Source organism: Halomonas sp. 111, assembly GCF_052379685.1.
GTDB classification, from domain to species: Bacteria; Pseudomonadota; Gammaproteobacteria; order Pseudomonadales; family Halomonadaceae; genus Vreelandella; species Vreelandella citrativorans.
Genome location: NZ_JBQSYV010000011.1, coordinates 41806 through 58416 on the forward strand (window position 1 = coordinate 41806; position 16611 = coordinate 58416).

17 protein-coding genes are annotated in these 16611 nt (G+C 53.4%); 14 read left to right on the top strand and 3 right to left on the bottom strand.

Features of this window, described 5'->3' with window-relative positions:
- The first annotated feature begins 46 nt into the window (after positions 1-46).
- Genes mpl through ACT3T7_RS09935 form a run of 3 tightly spaced genes read left to right on the top strand, consistent with a single transcriptional unit; the run spans position 47 to position 2699 of the window.
- Entirely contained in the window at positions 47-1432 is a 1386-nt protein-coding gene (gene mpl, locus ACT3T7_RS09925) for a UDP-N-acetylmuramate:L-alanyl-gamma-D-glutamyl-meso-diaminopimelate ligase (protein WP_444630934.1), read from the top strand.
- The gene (locus ACT3T7_RS09930) at positions 1429-2082 is read left to right on the top strand and encodes a flavin prenyltransferase UbiX (protein ID WP_444630935.1); all 654 of its coding nucleotides are present in this window, start codon (positions 1429-1431) and stop codon (positions 2080-2082) included. Before mpl ends, ACT3T7_RS09930 begins: the two co-directional genes overlap by 4 nt.
- Positions 2079-2699 carry a LysE family translocator gene (locus ACT3T7_RS09935; RefSeq protein ID WP_172118359.1) on the top strand — a complete coding sequence of 207 codons (621 nt, stop codon included), beginning with the start codon at positions 2079-2081 and terminating at the stop codon, positions 2697-2699. The genes ACT3T7_RS09930 and ACT3T7_RS09935 overlap by 4 nt, the downstream gene beginning before the upstream one ends.
- Positions 2700-2704: 5 nt before the next feature.
- On the opposite strand, the gene ACT3T7_RS09940 is transcribed toward ACT3T7_RS09935, so the two are convergent.
- Genes ACT3T7_RS09940 through ACT3T7_RS09950 form a run of 3 tightly spaced genes read right to left on the bottom strand, consistent with a single transcriptional unit; the run spans position 2705 to position 5902 of the window.
- Positions 2705-4102 (bottom strand): bifunctional DedA family/phosphatase PAP2 family protein, encoded by a 1398-nt coding sequence (locus ACT3T7_RS09940; RefSeq protein ID WP_444630936.1) that lies wholly within the window; start codon positions 4100-4102, stop codon positions 2705-2707.
- Between the two features lie 28 nt (positions 4103-4130).
- Entirely contained in the window at positions 4131-5057 is a 927-nt protein-coding gene (locus ACT3T7_RS09945; RefSeq protein ID WP_444630937.1) for a diguanylate cyclase domain-containing protein, read from the bottom strand.
- Positions 5054-5902: a hypothetical protein gene (locus ACT3T7_RS09950; RefSeq protein WP_444630938.1), complete on the bottom strand. Its 849-nt coding sequence runs from the start codon at positions 5900-5902 to the stop codon at positions 5054-5056. The genes ACT3T7_RS09945 and ACT3T7_RS09950 overlap by 4 nt, the downstream gene beginning before the upstream one ends.
- Positions 5903-6100: 198 nt before the next feature.
- On the opposite strand from ACT3T7_RS09950, the gene ACT3T7_RS09955 reads away from it, so the two are divergent.
- From ACT3T7_RS09955 to lipB, 11 genes are all read left to right on the top strand, one after another.
- The gene (locus tag ACT3T7_RS09955; RefSeq protein WP_193053140.1) at positions 6101-7408 is read left to right on the top strand and encodes a glutamate-5-semialdehyde dehydrogenase; all 1308 of its coding nucleotides are present in this window, start codon (positions 6101-6103) and stop codon (positions 7406-7408) included.
- A 46-nt stretch (positions 7409-7454) separates the two neighbouring features.
- Positions 7455-8114, top strand: a complete 660-nt coding sequence (nadD, locus tag ACT3T7_RS09960; RefSeq protein WP_444630939.1) for a nicotinate-nucleotide adenylyltransferase — start codon at positions 7455-7457, stop codon at positions 8112-8114.
- A gap of 86 nt (positions 8115-8200) precedes the next feature.
- Complete coding sequence (gene rsfS / locus ACT3T7_RS09965; RefSeq protein ID WP_172118365.1) at positions 8201-8587, top strand: ribosome silencing factor; 387 nt, start codon at positions 8201-8203, stop codon at positions 8585-8587.
- Entirely contained in the window at positions 8584-9051 is a 468-nt protein-coding gene (gene rlmH, locus ACT3T7_RS09970) for a 23S rRNA (pseudouridine(1915)-N(3))-methyltransferase RlmH (RefSeq protein WP_193053137.1), read from the top strand. The genes rsfS and rlmH overlap by 4 nt, the downstream gene beginning before the upstream one ends.
- Before the next feature lie 70 nt (positions 9052-9121).
- On the top strand, positions 9122-11029 hold the full coding sequence (gene mrdA / locus ACT3T7_RS09975; RefSeq protein ID WP_444630940.1) for a penicillin-binding protein 2: 1908 nt from the start codon (positions 9122-9124) through the stop codon (positions 11027-11029).
- A gap of 3 nt (positions 11030-11032) precedes the next feature.
- Positions 11033-12193, top strand: coding sequence for a rod shape-determining protein RodA (gene rodA, locus ACT3T7_RS09980; RefSeq protein ID WP_444630941.1), 1161 nt, complete (start codon positions 11033-11035; stop codon positions 12191-12193).
- Positions 12194-12296: 103 nt separating this feature from the next.
- On the top strand, positions 12297-13265 hold the full coding sequence (gene mltB / locus ACT3T7_RS09985) for a lytic murein transglycosylase B (protein ID WP_444630942.1): 969 nt from the start codon (positions 12297-12299) through the stop codon (positions 13263-13265).
- Positions 13262-14236, top strand: a complete 975-nt coding sequence (locus ACT3T7_RS09990; protein WP_444630943.1) for a septal ring lytic transglycosylase RlpA family protein — start codon at positions 13262-13264, stop codon at positions 14234-14236. Before mltB ends, ACT3T7_RS09990 begins: the two co-directional genes overlap by 4 nt.
- 58 nt (positions 14237-14294) lie before the next feature.
- Entirely contained in the window at positions 14295-15494 is a 1200-nt protein-coding gene (locus tag ACT3T7_RS09995) for a D-alanyl-D-alanine carboxypeptidase family protein (protein WP_444630980.1), read from the top strand.
- Between the two features lie 55 nt (positions 15495-15549).
- A complete protein-coding gene (locus ACT3T7_RS10000) occupies positions 15550-15861 on the top strand; it encodes an HP0495 family protein (protein WP_444630944.1) in 312 nt (103 codons plus the stop codon).
- Entirely contained in the window at positions 15862-16512 is a 651-nt protein-coding gene (gene lipB / locus ACT3T7_RS10005; protein WP_444630945.1) for a lipoyl(octanoyl) transferase LipB, read from the top strand.
- Positions 16513-16611 lie beyond the last annotated feature (99 nt).

Sequence of the window (16611 nt, forward strand, 5' to 3'; positions counted from 1 at the left end):
CAGCTATTTTAAGCTGTGTTTATTACGTTGTTCAGGGACAGAAACCATGCATCTTCATATTATCGGTATCTGCGGCACCTTTATGGGTAGTCTTGCGCTACTCGCGCGCGAGCAGGGCCATCAGGTTAGCGGGTCAGATGCAAACGTCTATCCTCCGATGAGTACTCAGCTTGCTGAAGCAGGCATTACGTTAATGGAAGGTTATCGAGCAGAGCACCTTGGTGCTTCGATTGACCTGGTGGTAGTGGGGAATGCGCTGTCACGCGGAAATCCTGAAGTAGAGGCGCTCCTTAACAGCGGTTTGCCGTATACCTCAGGAGCGCAATGGCTTGCTGAGCATGTGTTACCAGGACGGCGAGTAATTGCTATCGCCGGTACCCATGGTAAAACCACCACCGCCAGTTTACTGGCCTGGCTATTGGAGAGCGCAGGCCAAGTACCAGGCTTTTTAATTGGCGGTGTGCCGCGTAACTTTGGTGTTTCCGCTCGGCTGGGTGATCCTCAGGGGCCTTTTATTGTTGAAGCAGATGAGTACGATACGGCCTTTTTTGATAAACGCTCCAAATTTGTACACTATCGCCCCGATATTGCTGTGCTTAATAATCTTGAGTTTGATCATGCGGATATCTTTCCGGATTTAGCTGCTATTGAACGCCAGTTCCATCACCTTATGCGCACCGTACCCAGCCAAGGGTGCCTGTTGGTAGCCGATGAACAGCCAGCGCTAGAACGCGTCATAGCGATGGGAGCCTGGACACCCATTAAGCACTTTGGTGAGCAGTCCCAAAGTGCGTGGCAGCTCTGCCTTGAGCGCCCTGATGCCAGCCGTTTTCAGGTGATTCACCGCACAGACCAGGGCGAAGAGGATAGCGTAGTCGAGTGGTCGTTAAGTGGCGTTCACAACGCGCGAAATGCCTTGGCAGCGTTGGCGGCTGCCCACGAGTGCGGAGTTGATTTAGCCCGGGCATGCGCAGCACTAGCGCGTTTCGAAACGCCACGCCGACGCCAGGAAGTGCGTGGAGAAGTGGGGGGCGTTCAAGTCATTGACGACTTTGCCCATCACCCCACTGCGATTGCGGCGACCTTGCAAGGCTTGCGTGCCACAACGACCAAAGGGCGCTTGCTGGCGGTCATTGAGCCACGCTCCAACACCATGCGGTTAGGTGCGCTACGCGATCGACTCAACGACAGCATCGCTGATGCGGATCAGGTGTATTGGTATCAACCTGCCGGTATTGATTGGTCGATGGAGGCGCTGGTAGCTGAGCAAGGTGCTAAAGCTCATCTTTATCAGCAGATTGAAACGCTGGTAGAGGCGGTTGTTCGCCATGCCGAACCGCTGGATCGGATTGTGGTGATGTCCAACGGTGGCTTTGATGGCGTACATGAACGTCTACTAAATGCCTTAACGGCCAAGGAATTGAACGCGTGAGTACAGATTCCCTGTTCAAAAAGCCGATCACCGTGGCATTAACGGGCGCTTCTGGGGCGCAGTATGGCCTGCGGCTGATAGACGTATTGGTAGAGGCAGGCCATGAAGTGTGGGTCATGATCTCCAAAGCGTCACACATGGTGATTGCCACGGAAACCGACATTAGCCTGCCTGCGCAGCCAGAACGGCTGGCTGCTGCATTGAGAGAGCGTAGCGGCGCCGCGCCTGGCCAAATCCGCTGCTTTGGGCGAGAGGACTGGATGGCGCCTGTTGCCTCCGGGTCTGGAGCGGCCTCGGCTATGGTGGTGTGCCCATGCTCGACGGGAACGCTCTCGGCTATTGCCACTGGGGCAAGTAACAACCTGATTGAGCGGGCGGCCGATGTCGCGATTAAAGAGCGTCGAACGCTAGTGCTGGTGCCCCGAGAGAGTCCATTTTCGCCTATCCATTTGGAACATATGCTGGGGCTAAGCCGCATGGGGGTTGTCATTTTACCTGCCGCCCCCGGATTTTATCACCGCCCGCAATCCATTGATGATCTCATTGATTTTATTGTGGCACGCATTCTTAATCAGTTGGGCATTCAGCATACCTTGATGCCTCGCTGGGGCGAGGATGAAGCCGATAATATGTTTAAGGATAAGCAATGAACTGGGCCACGCTCTCTATATTTGTACCCACGTTTTTATTTGTGTCACTCACGCCGGGTATGTGCATGACGCTTGCCATGGTGCTGGGCATGACCCAAGGCGTAAAACGTACACTGTGGATGATGATGGGAGAGCTGGTTGGCGTAGGCTTGGTAGCCGCAGCAGCAGGCGCTGGGGTAGCCGCCTTAATGCTCCGTCAGCCTGAGCTCTTCACGGTGTTCAAATGGGTGGGCGGCGCTTATTTGGCCTATTTGGGCATTATGATGTGGCGCTCTCGTGGGCGTATGGCGATACCCAGTGAACTAAATGCGGGGCCTGCCGCCGGGCGGCTAACACTTGCCATGCAAGGGTTTGTCACCGCTGTGGCTAACCCGAAGGGGTGGGCATTTTTTATGGTACTGCTGCCCCCCTTTTTGGATAGCAGCCGCCCGCTGGGTAGCCAGCTGGTTCTGCTGATTGTGGTTATTTTGTTGATCGAGTTTGCCAGCTTGTTGGTGTATGCCGTCGGCGGTAAAACGCTGCGTAAAACGCTGGGAAAAAGCGGCAATGTTCGTTTACTTAACCGCATTGCCGGCACGTTAATGATGGGCGTTGGATTATGGCTGGCGCTAGGCTAGGCCGCCTACACTGGTGGAAAGAAAACCACGCGAAGGCTGATTAATACCAGCGAGGCCGACCCCAATAGCAGCCAAGGACAGGGCGTTAATGGCTTTCGAGGATAGCGCTGCCAGCTTAGACGAACCAGCGCACAGATCATCAGCCCAAGCAGAGCGCCGCCGACCAGGTCACTAAACCAGTGCACGCCAATAACGAGCCGTGACAGTGCCATTGGCACCGCCAAAGCAATCGCCACCCAATAGATCCAGATACGTTTTTGGAGAGGTAGCTCCGAGGCAATAAACGCGGCGGCCAGGCCCAATACGACAACCGAGGTTGACGTATGGGCACTCGGATAAGAGAGCGAGCCGGTCAGGTAATCGGGGGTGTCAGGTCGAGCACGCCCGAAAATGGCTTTACCCAGCGTGTTAAGAAGCGCTACGCCTCCCACCGCCGCTCCCCAATGCAGCAAGGCATCCCATCTTCTATAAAAGATCATCCATAGTGCCCACGGCAGCAACAGGACAGCAATGCCCAGCTTGTCGCCAATCTTGGCAAATACGGCACCAATAGCGATAAGGGTGTCGCTTTGAAGCCAGCTAAAGAGCCGTTGGATATAGAGGTCGAGCGTCAATGGACCATTGTGATGCACAACCAGCAGTGTCCAACCCGAAAGGCAGGTTAAGGCAATAATAAATAGCAGCAGCGAAGCGAGAGGGACTTCGCCAGATTGGCTCATGACAAGCCAGGGTCGGCGCATAAACGGAATACGACGTGCTAAACGGGCGGTAGCAAGGTAGAGACGCCCATGACGGCCTACCTGTGCTCGCCCCCAGGAAAACACTACCGCGAGTACCACCACGCTGGCGGCTATTATGAGCAACGCTGTTTCGATGCCCGGGGGTAAATCAAGGTGTTCTTGCCATGTTCGTCCGAGCAAATAGCCTGGCAGTACATAGGCAGGTGCCCACAGTGCGGCAGATGTGATATTTGCCCATAAAAAATTACGGGGTGGCATCCGCATCATGCCCGCTATGAGCGGAATGACGGGTCTTACCGGGCCAACAAATCGGCCAATAAAGACCGAGTAAAGACCATAACGATCAAAAAAGCGGGAGCCTCTGCCTAGCCATTCTGGATGTAGGGAAAGTGGCCAGCGTTGAGTGATTTGTGCATGGTGGCGATAACCAAGCCTGAAACTAATGCCGTCGCCGATCACCGCGCCTAAAAAGGCGGCCATTACTAACCACACTATCCCGATAGACTCATGCCCCGCCAGGGAGGCCACTGCCGTAATCAGCACCACGCCGGGCACCAACAGGCCCACTAATGCTAACGATTCTGCAAGCGAAATGAGCAGCATCAGCAGAAGAAGCATGAAAGGAGAGAGCGAGAGCTGTTGAAAGGTTTCGACTAAAGACACGAGGGACTCCTTGAAGGGCGATACGCTGTCATCCGTTTGCCAGCGCATGAGCACGGGCGTGCAGGCGTTGTATATAGCGCTCGAAGCTCTCTTTATGAGGCAAACAAGCTGCAATGCGGGCTTCAAGATGACCGGTTTCAACCAATACACACTGGGAAAGTGCATGCTGTAGCCGCTCACGAACCAGCAGCGCACCGCTTTCGCTGGTGTCGGGCAGCACCAGCCAGAAGGTGGCCTCGCCAGCGCGCCCCAATATGTCATGATCACGGCAGCGACCTATCACTTCGCTACACAGTGTATCAAGTAGCGCGATTTTAGCTCGAGAGCCGAACTGCTCTTCGGCCATATCCAGCTGTGGCAGGTGAATGACCAGTACCGCTAAGCGCTTGTTAAGCATGGCAGCACGCTGAAATTCGTTGTTTAAGCGCTCCTTTAGCGTTTCGTAGTTGTAGGCGCGACAGTGACAATCATAGGGGTCGGTGGCCTGTAGTAATGCGCGGCGGCGAGCATGCTCCCATCGAGGGAGGGCCAGCAGTAAAAGCAAAATAACATAGCCGAGATAGAAGGGTGGCTCAGGTGTCGGGTGAGAGATAAACAACCAGACAAGGGGGCCAAGCACCCCCGTCAGCACCAAGGCAAGCCAAAGGGGTAAGAGTATAAAAGCAGAGGTGATGGGTAGGCCAAGCCAGATGGCTGATGCGTTAGAGATAGAAAGCGTACTTAATACCGTGAGGTAGGTGCTGCCTACCAGCAGTATTTGAGATATGTATCCCTTTAATCCCTGCCCTAAATGCATCAGTAGGGCCGCTAATAGCACCAGGGTAACAAACGCGGGTACCCATAAGCTCCGATAGCTGCCCATTTTATAAAGCCATAACGCGTACCCCATCATTACTACCAGGCTGGTGCTGTAAGTGATGATCATTAGCCGCTTGGAAAATGGATAGCTGTTCATGAGGAACCCAGCGTCTTGGGGGTATTGCAGAGGTGTTCAAGCGTTAAGGTTGAGGGCTCAATATCCATTAGCGGCTCATGATGGCTCACAACATTTTCAGGGAGCGCAGCCTGGAGCTGCGTGCGACGGCGTGTGGCTTCTTGTGGCGAGCGAGAAAGCATCAAGGTGGCAAGCGTTGTGCTATTCAGACGATAGGTGTTCTCAAAGGAGTAGGTTAGCTCACAAAGCTTTTTTGCGGTGGGCCAAAGCTGGCGCCGCTTAACCTGCAATATAAATAGCTCTGCGTAGATAGCCTCGCGCTCAGAACGGGTTTGCTCACGAGGAAGATCGCGCAGCAACTGTTCGCCAGCCCAAAGATTAACCTTTGGGATAAGCCGCAAACGCTGGCCGATAGCCCCATTCATATCAACCAATTGGCGTGCGCTAGAAACAGCCAGTAAGCACAGTATGCCCAATAGCAGCAGTATTAGCCCCCCAGCTGGAAAGGACAATTGTGGCGCTATTAAGGCGCCGCTAAGTAGTGCGGCCATGGCATTAAGTACAAGAATCCAGCGCGCCTGGGGTAGCATGAATATGGCCGCCCACGCCCAGATCAACATATCATGCTGCTCTGGTGCGCTGGCAATTAACCCCAGCAGTAATAAGCCCGGCAGCACTTGCCAGGGCAGCCCTCTGGAGTGACGATGGCTAAAATCCAGAAGCAGCGCTGTAATGCAAAGCCAGCTGACGGAGAGCCAAAGCAGCAGGATGGCTATGGGCTGTGCGCCCAACGTCCAGAACGCTAGTGCAGCCGCTGCGGCGAGTAAATTGGCTCTAAGCAAGTGAATTTTGTATTTGCTTTGCATGGTGGCTTACTATTCACCTTCACGAACTCCATGTACGTTCCCCGTCGTCTAATCAGCGGTGACAGGACCAAGTGTGAAACTTAAAATGCTCATTATAACGTTTAAGTAGCGTAATATATTGCCTACTACTGGACACAATTACGACGCGCCTGACCAGATAAAATGATGGCGGCGTGCATGATGATAAAGGGAGACAGCATGAGCGTTTCAACGCCCTTACAAGATGAGGCTCAACAGCAACTCACCGCCGGTGATGTTCCCGCATACATGCAGGCGCTTGGAAAGGCAGCGCGTTCAGCCGCAAGCGAGCTACGTCGTGCCGATACCGGCATCAAAAATCGTGCCCTTGAGTCAATAGCGCAGCAGCTGATGACGGCTCGCGCGCGTATTTTAGACGCCAACGCTCAGGATATGCAGCGCGGTAAGGAAAATGGTCTGGATAGTGCGTTACTTGACCGCTTGGCGCTTGATGACGCCCGTTTTGATGCGATGATTGAAGGGCTGCGTCAAGTGGCCGCCTTGCCTGATCCGGTGGGTGAGATAGACGATATGAGTTACCGTCCCAGCGGCATCCAGGTAGGCAAAATGCGCGTGCCTTTGGGGGTCATTGGCATCATTTACGAATCACGCCCCAATGTAACGCTTGAAGCGGCCAGTTTGTGCTTAAAGTCGGGCAATGCCTGCATTTTACGCGGCGGGTCAGAGGCGAGCGCGTCCAATCAAACCATTGGCGAATGCATTACGCAAGGACTGGTGGATGTGGGACTGCCTGCTAACTGCGTTCAGGTGGTGGCGACGACCGACCGTGCCGCCGTCGGCGCCTTGATCAGCATGCCTGATTACGTGGATGTCATTATCCCGCGTGGTGGGAAATCGCTGATTGAGCGAATCTCGCGTGACGCTAAAGTGCCCGTTATCAAGCACCTTGATGGTGTTTGTCACGTCTATATTGATACCACGGCGGATCCAGCTAAAGCCTTGGCTATCGCGGTCAATGCTAAAACGCACCGTTACGGCACCTGCAATACCATGGAAACACTTCTGGTTGATGCGCCGGTGGCTGATTTGCTGTTGCCAGAGCTGGCGCGGGCTTACGCAGGACATGAGGTTGAGCTACGAGGCTGTGAACGCACTCAAGCGCTGCTTCCTCAGGCCTTGGCGGCATCCGAGGAGGATTGGTACGCCGAATATCTTGCTCCGGTATTAGCGATCAAAATAGTGGATGGCGTGGAAGAGGCGATTGCGCATATTGAGCGCTATGGCTCGCACCATACCGACGCTATTGTGACCCAGGACTACTCTCTGGCGCGCCGTTTTATGGCCGAGGTGGACTCAAGCTCTGTGATTGTGAATGCCTCAACCCGTTTTGCCGATGGGTTCGAGTATGGGTTAGGTGCTGAAATTGGCATTTCGACCGATAAGCTGCATGCGCGAGGGCCGGTGGGGTTGGAAGGCCTTACCACGCGTAAATACGTTGTATTCGGCGATGGTCAGGTTCGCCAATAAGGCGTGTACGCTATGAGTTTTGCAGCGCTATGAGTGGTAGGTCGATATGAATTCAGTACCCATAAAAGCAGGCATGCTGGGAGGGACATTTGACCCTATTCACCATGGCCATTTGCGCAGCGCTTTGGAAGTGCGAGAAGCATTGGGCCTTGACCAGTTGCATATGATACCGGCGCCAAAACCGCCTTTACGTGGTGCACCACAAGTGTCGGCAGAGCAACGAATGGCGTTGTTACAAGCCGGGATTGGCACTACGCCCGGGCTTTACGCGGATAACCGTGAGCTGCGCCGCGAAGGGCCATCCTACAGCGTTGATACGCTTGCTGAACTGAGGGCTGAATATGGTGAACAGGCACGTTTAGTCATGGTGATTGGGTTTGATGCCTTTTTACGCCTTCCTCAGTGGCAGCAGGTTGACACGTTGTTTTCCCTCGCTCACTTGGTAGTGATGGCCAGGCCTGGCTATCAAACACCCTGGTCTGATGAATTAAGGGAACTGGTAGGGCAACGTGAAGTCGAAGGCGTGGGCTCGCTGATGCAGCGCCCCAGTGGTGGCGTTTTACTGCTGTCGCTCCCTTCGATGATGGCAATTTCAGCGACCTATATTCGTCAGCGGCTGCGTGAGGGAAAAAGCGTTCGGTATTTGCTCCCGGAAGCGGTTGAAGAGGCCATTTTACATAAAGGCTTTTACCAGGACGTTGAATAGCGCTGGTAGTCACGCAAGAAGCCGTTACAATGGCCCGCTTTGCTAGCCGAATACCAGAACACCATACGAGGTTATCTGCAGGAGTCATGCACATCGATACACTGAAAAGCCTAGCGCTTGATGCGTTAGAAGACCTTAAAGCACGCGATATCACTCAACTGGACGTTTCCAGCTTAACTGAGGTTACCGACCTTATGTTGATTGCTAGTGGTACGTCTACCCGGCATGTTGCGGCACTTGCGCAAAACGTCGTAGAAAAAGCCAAGGCAGCCGGTCTTGCGCCGCGCGGTGTTGAAGGCGGTGATAATGCGGATTGGGTATTGGTCGACCTGGGTGACATTGTTGTTCATATCATGATGCCGGAAGCCCGTACACTTTATGACCTTGAACGCCTCTGGGCAGACCTGCCTAGCGATGCAAGCATGACGGATGAGGCACGCACGCTTTTTGAAGAGCGAGCCACGATGTCATGAGAATAAGGCTGTTGGCGGTAGGTACGAAAATGCCTGCTTGGGTTGAAGAGGGCATTGAAACCTATCGTAAACGGCTCCCTCGGGATTTCAGCCTTGAAATAGAAGAAATCCCGCTTGGCCAGCGCGGTAAAAATGCAGATATTGCCAAAGCGCGTGCTCAAGAGGCTCAACGCATTCGCGATAAACTGCGGGGTGATGAGTATCTGGTTGCGCTGGAAGTAAAAGGCAAACCCTGGACAACCGAACAACTGGCCCAGGAAGCGGATAGCTGGCGTATGGAGGGCCGCGATATTGTATTGCTGGTCGGTGGGCCTGATGGTCTTGAACCTTCCCTCTCTGCGATAGCCGATAAAGCGTGGTCATTGTCACCGTTAACGCTGCCGCACCCGTTAGTTCGTATCATGCTGGCCGAGCAGCTTTATCGTGCCTGGACGCTATTAGTTGGTCACCCCTACCACCGTTAACGGCTCAAAAGGTGGTGGTATTTGTTGGCTGTGTTGCGTCAATCGTCTGATTTGAGAGTCATCTGTTGCCATGCCCCAGCGCCGTGACACGCTAAAAAATTCTGAGCAAGAGTTGCGCATTTTTCGTGTCAGAACACTTCTTGCCGTTCTGGTCGTTATAACGCTTACCGGTCTTCTGGTAGGGCGTTTAGGCTACTTACAAATTGTTCAACATGAAATTTACACCACGCGGTCAGAAAAAAACCGTGTGCGTGTTGAGCCGCTGCCGCCTAATCGAGGTTTGATTTATGACCGAAATGGTGTGCTGTTAGCTGAAAACCGGCCTACTTATAACCTGACGCTGGTGCGTGAGCGTGTTGATGACCTTGATGCAACGCTGGCCCTGTTAGTGGAATTGCTGGAACTGCCAGAAGAAGATATCGAGGCCTTTAACGTACGTTCACGCCAGCGACAGCGTCCTTTCCAACCTGCGCTCTTAATGAGCGATCTGAGTGAAGCCCAAATTGCTCGGCTCGCGATTAACCGCCACCGCCTGCCAGGCGTTGAAGTCGAAGCCCAACTGCTACGTTACTATCCCGATTCAAACGTTATGGCCCATACGCTGGGCTATGTAGGGCGTATTAATGTTGATGAGCTGCAAAATTTGGATGCCGGCCGTTATGCCGGCACCCACTTTATTGGTAAAACCGGCATTGAACGCTTCTATGAAGAGGAGCTTCATGGCGAAGCAGGCCTGCGTAAAGTCGAAACCAACGCCCGAGGGCGAGTATTAAGAGAGCTGGGTCGCACCGACCCTGTGCCTGGGAAGAACATAACGCTGACAATTGATAAGTCTCTACAAACGCTTGCCTATGAATTAATGGATGGGCGGCGTGGGTCAATCGTCGCTATTGCGCCTGCAACGGGCGAGATTCTGGCCATGGTGTCGACGCCTGGGTTTGACAGCAACCAGTTTGTGACCGGGATCGATGTCGCCTCCTATCGCGGCTTGCAGAACGACCTGGATTTACCTCTTTTTAACCGCTCTATTCGTGGCCACTATCCACCAGGTTCGACCATTAAACCCTTTTTAGCCCTCGCGGGACTGGCTGAGGGGGTTATTACCCCAGACAGCACGATTAGCGACCCAGGCTATTATCAACTGCCTAATGACTCCCGACGTTACCGGAACTGGTTGCGCTGGGGGCACGGTCGTGTGGATTTAGAGCGTTCATTAGCAGTCTCTAATAATACTTACTACTACACATTGGCCCATGATTTAGGTATCGATAATCTGCATGAACGGATGAATGGGTTCGGATTCGGGCGACGAGTCGCCTACGATGTTCAGGGTGAAAGCACTGGGCTGATGCCGTCTCGCGAATGGAAACGGGAGCGTTTTAACCAGCCGTGGTATCCCGGCGAAACCTTGTCAGTAGGTATTGGCCAAGGTTACTGGCAAGTAACGCCGTTGCAGCTGGCAAGCGCAACGGCAACGCTTGCCAACCGGGGCCACTGGGTAAAACCCCGCTTAGCTCTCCAGGTGGGCGATACGCTACTTCGTGAAGATTTACCCGACACGCTGGACGATATTCAGCTGGAAAATGATGCCTGGTGGGACCGGGTATTTAGCGGTATGGAGAAAGTGCTCAGCGGTAGCGAAGGCACTGCACGGCGGACTGGCGTTGGCCTTGAGTATCGAATGGGCGGCAAATCGGGAACGGCTCAGGTGTTTTCCTTGGGTCAGGACCAGCGCTATAACGCCGATGAGCTTGAGGAACGCCTGAGAGATCACGCCTTGTTTGTAGCGTTTGCGCCGGTTGATTCCCCCCAAATTGCCGTGTCGGTTATCGTTGAAAATGCGGGCGGCGGCAGTACCCATGCAGCGCATTTGGCGCGCGCCATGACCGATGCATGGCTTTTAAAAGATGAAGCGCCTGACGCAGATGATGTACGCGAAGTGTTGGAAGAAGATACCGCTCAAGTGGAGGGGAACTGACCTATGCCTTGGCAGACGCTTACCCGCCCATTGCGTCGTTATCCCGTTCGACCGCCCGATAGCGGTATCGCGCGACGTAAAAGTATTTGGGAACGCATCCATCTTGACCCTTGGCTATTAGGCCTTTTGTTGGTCTTAATGGTGGGCGGCCTACTGGTTTTATATAGTGCGTCTGGCCAGCGTATTGAGTCGGTAATCGCTCAGGCGATGCGGTTTGGCGTTGCGCTGGCGGTGATGGCATTATTGGCGCAGCTGTCACCGACCACGTTTTTACGCTGGGCACCCTTTGCCTATGGTGCAGGGGTCATCATGTTATTGGCAGTGGAAATTGCCGGTGATATTGGCATGGGGGCTAAGCGCTGGCTTGAGATCCCTGGCGTTATCCGATTTCAGCCCTCAGAGATGATGAAGCTGACGGTTCCGTTAATGGTGGCTGCCTATTTAAATCGTTGCCAGCTTCCACCGCGATTAAAAGATATTGTGGTGTGCGCGGTGATCATTGGTGTGCCGGTTGTATTGACCGCTATTCAGCCGGACTTGGGTACATCGTTACTGGTGGCCAGTGCGGCTGTCATCGTGGTTTTGCTCGCGGGTCTTTCCTGGCGCTTGATTGGATTTGTTGGTGCATTGTTGGCTGCGTGTGTGCCGCTCTTGTGGATGAATATGCACAATTACCAGCGTCAGCGGGTGTTAACCTTTCTTGATCCAGAAAGCGACCCCCTAGGTTCGGGTTGGAATATTATCCAGTCAACCACGGCCATTGGTAGTGGAGGGCTATGGGGAAAAGGGTGGCTGGAGGGCACGCAGTCGCAGCTTGAATTTCTGCCTGAGCGGCATACTGATTTTATTATTGCCGTATTGGGTGAAGAGTTTGGGCTTATCGGGATGCTGGTTTTATTGGCGCTTTACTTGATGATCGTAGGTCGCGGTATTTGGTTGGCGGCTTCTTCACAGGATACGTTTGGACGTCTTTTTGCCGGCAGTATCATTCTCACCTTTTTCATTTATGTGTTTGTAAACGTGGGAATGGTTAGCGGCATTTTACCCGTGGTAGGCGTGCCGCTGCCCTTGGTGAGTTATGGTGGCACCTCTAGCGTGACCTTGTTGGCAGGGTTCGGTATTCTCATGTCTATTCATGCCCATCGTCGGCTATTGCCACGTTAGTATTTCAGTCAGGGCGGTGTGTTTTCAAAGGAGTGGTGAGTTGATAAAAAGGGCCCGAAATAAAGCTGGCAGTTGCCTTGTCGCCGCGCTAATAGCGTGCTCGATGCCTGCCGTATTCGCTGAGGAGCACTCGGCGGAAGGGGTGGACCTGCAACATAATGAACGCACCCAGATATTGGTAGATGAGTTAATCGCCCAAGGCATACCGGAAGCGTGGTTACGCGATGCTTTCTCTCAAGCAGCGTATTCTCAAGAGGTGCTGGATGCCATGGAAGGCGCGGCAGAGCGCCGCTTAAAGTGGCACGAGTATCGCGATATATTTCTAACGGAGCAGCGTATCGAAGAGGGCGCTGCCTTTATGCAAGCGCACGCTGAGACCCTGGCGCGTGCGGAAGATGTTTATGGCGTGCCGGGTAATGTTATTACCGCCATTATTGGCGTAGAGACGTACTATGGCCGCCATAAAGGGCGCCATCGCGTGCTGGATTCACTGGCTACACTGGCGTTTTATCACCCCAGTCGAGGGGATTTTTTCCGTGGTGAGCTAGCCGCCTTTTTACAGATCGCCCATGAGCAAAAGGTCGACCCGACTGAACTTTATGGCTCGTATGCAGGCGCAATGGGATATCCTCAATTTATTCCCACTAGTTACCAGGCCTATGCCGTTGATTTTGACGATGACGGCATTCGTGATTTATGGGAAAACCCAGTGGATGCCATCGGTAGCGTCGCGAATTATTTTGCGGAGCATGGCTGGCGGCGTGATGGTGCCATTTATCATGAAGCAACGGGACCGGAAGTGTTGCCCCAAGCGCTGACGTTTAACCAAACGTCTTCGCCGACCATGAGTGTGGCTGAGACAGCCAAGCAAGGGATTGAGCCGCAAGAAGCGCTTAACGATACTTTGCTTGTGATGCCCTTGGTGTTTGAGATGGATGATGGACAGCTACGCTATCGGCTGGGTGAAAACAACTTTTATGTTATTACACGCTATAACCACAGTCATTTATACGCCATGGCAGTGACAGAGTTAGCTGAGGCCATTCAACAGCAGGCTGAGGAACAAGGATGAACATGTTGCAATCAAGGACCTGGCAAGTAGGCAGTATGATCGCCTTGATAATATTGGTAAGCGGCTGCGCGAATCGTGAAGCTCAGCGTGTTGCTACGCCATCTCAAACTCAACCTGACGCTGCACCCGCCGCAAGTACTACTGCCAGTGGAGGTGGGCGCTATGCCATGCATGGGGATGCGTATCCTGTTGCGCCGCCGGATGTATCCACCGTGCCGGATGCTGTACCACGTAATGAACCGCGTTCTGCGGGAGGCAACCGCCCAACCTATGAAGTATGGGGTGAAAAGTACCATGTAATGCCGGATGCTTCTGGCTATGCCAAGCAAGGTTTGGCCTCGTGGTACGGCGAAAAATTTCATGGCTATGCGACCTCAAATGGCGAGATTTACGACATGTATAAAATGTCGGCGGCGCATCGCTCGCTACCGTTGCCCACCTTTGCACGCGTTACCAGCCTGGACAGCGGGCAGTCGGTGATTGTCCGTGTTAACGACCGTGGTCCCTTTCATAGCGATAGAGAAATAGATCTTTCTTACGCAGCCGCCGCCCGGTTGGGCATATTGGATAATGGAACAGGACGAGTAAAAGTCGAGGCCATTGAGCCTGACCGTTGGCTAGCTGAGCGCGGCGGAGCGCCCGCGAGTACTGCGCCGAATGCGGATGCGCCCGTTGCCGAGCCCACGCCAGCCGCACCCGTACCTCAAGCAGCCCCGTCTGTGGCCTCTAATAACCCCGCTGAGGGTGAGGTGTCAGACGGCTATTACCTTCAGATTGCTGCGCTGGGAAGCGCTGATAGCGCTCGTAAGCTTAGCCAGCGATTGACAGACGAATTGCCTCACAGCGTTCGTGTAATGAATGAGGCTAATGTGCATCGTGTGCAGGTGGGGCCAGTAACACCGGCTCAAGAGACCCAGGCTCGGGAAGCACTTCGTCAAGCGGGGTTTCCTCAAGTTTTTATCGTGAGATAATTCATTTTTTATATTCTTTGGTGCTTAGCGCCACTTTCTTGCAAGTGAGATGTTAGTGATGAATGTATTCGTGTCGATTCGCCGCTCTGCCCAATTATGTTTGTTTGCGGCCATGACGGCTGTTGCGTTGCCGGCTGCGGCTCAAGTCATACCTCAGCCGCAAACGATTATTCCAGCCGCTCCGCAGCTTGCTGCTAGTTCCTGGATTTTAATGGATGCCAATAGCGGACGAATTCTAGTCGAACACAACTCGGATGAGCGCTTGGCGCCAGCAAGCTTGACCAAGCTCATGACGGCCTATTTGGTAGAGCGCGAGTTAGACCGCGGTACCATTCAAGAGGACGATTTGGTTAACGTCAGTGAAAATGCTTGGCGCACCGGCGGTTCGAAAATGTTTATCGAAGTGGGCAATCAGGTCCGCGTGGATGATCTACTGCACGGTATTGTTATTGTATCCGGTAATGATGCCAGCGTGGCCATGGCTGAGCACTTGGCAGGTGGGGAAGCTCCTTTTGCTGATCTAATGAACCAGCATGCGGCACGTTTGGGAATGGAAAATACCCATTTTGAGAATGCAACCGGCCTTCCCGACGAGAATCACTACTCGACGGCTCACGATATGGCGCGACTTTCACGTTATATTATTAATGATTACCCTGAGCATTATGCCATTTACTCGCAGCGTCACTTCTCTTATGGCGGAATTGATCAGCCCAACCGTAACCGCCTGTTGTGGCGTGACCCGTCAGTAGATGGTTTGAAAACGGGGTGGACAGATGCTGCGGGCTACTGCCTGGTGTCGTCAGCTGAGCGCGACGGTATGCGGCTTATTTCTGTTGTGATGGGCACCAATTCGGATGAAGCGCGCGCGCAGGAAACTCAGAAGCTTTTAAGCTATGGTTTTCGCTTCTACGAAACCATGAATCTCTACGAGCGTGGTGCTGTGCTTGCAACGCCGCGTGTTTGGGGGGGTGACATTAACGAATTGCGTGCGGGGGTGGATGAAGAAGTGTTTATGACTCTTCCGCGCAACCGTAATGAAGAGCTGCGTGCTCGTCTTAATCTACACTCTGACTTACAAGCACCTATTGCGGTAGGTGATGATGTGGGCACGCTAGAGGTCTACTTGGGTGAAGAGATGGTTGGCGAGCGCCAATTGGTAGCACTTGAAAATGTGGAAGAGGGCGGGCTGTTTAAACGCCTTTTTGATCAGGTTCAGCGCTTCTTCAGCGGTTTAATTGCGAACTTCACTGACTAAGTGATTCGGCTCAGGTGCGTCCTGGGCCTTTTTTACCTTCAATAAAAGGCGCGTTATGACTAAGGATACGAAAAAGGGATTTCGAGACCTGCGCGAGCCGGTGGCAGAAGAAGCCCCCAAGATCACTTTTCCTTGTGACTACTCTTTAAAAATAGTGGGTGATGCTGCTGAGGATTTTACGGCTTGTGTTTGTCAAATCGTGGTGCGTCACGCACCGGATTTTGATGAATCGACGCTGCAAGTGGTGGATAGTCGAAACGGTCGTTTTCAATCCGTTCGCATCACGATTAATGCGACCAGCGAGCAGCAAATTAGCCAACTGTTTGAAGAGCTAAAAGCCACTGGCCGTGTTCATATGGTGTTGTGAGTGAGTAGTTCTGCACCTGTTGAGCTGCACTGCTTGGGTCGCAGGCCGTATCTGCCCGTCTGGGAAGAAATGCGCGCCCTGACGGATTCTCGTGACAGTGAGACGCCGGATCAGTTCTGGCTGGTAGAGCATGACGCTGTCTTCACCCAAGGGCAGGCAGGCAAACCTGAGCATCTACTGATGCCAGGCGACATACCTGTGGTGCAAACCGACCGTGGCGGGCAGGTAACGTATCATGGCCCTGGGCAGATAGTGCTGTATCCGCTATTGGATGTTAGGCGCAGTAAAATAGGCGTGCGTGACCTGGTGTCTGCACTGGAAAATGCAGTCATTACGGTGTTAGCCGACTATGGCGTCAGTGCACATGCACGCCCAGATGCACCGGGTGTGTATGTCAAAAGCCCGATGGGCGAGGCCAAAATAGCGTCGTTGGGTTTGCGTATTCGGCGGGGAGCCAGTTACCACGGCGTCGCGTTGAATGTGGATGGAGACCTTTCTGCTTTTCAGCGCATCAATCCCTGTGGCTACGCAGGTATGGCGGTCACTCGCTTGGCTGATCTTGTTGCTTTGCCTAATGAGCATCACGTAGGCCAGCAACTGGCATCTGCACTGGCACTGAAGCTGAACAGAGAGCTGGTGACTATCGGCTAATCGCAGTGGTTTCCGTAAAGCAGGCGATGGTAGTACATAAAAAGAAGCCGCCGCGATAGTTAATATTCGCGGCGGCTTCTTGTTTAGACTTGCTCTGGT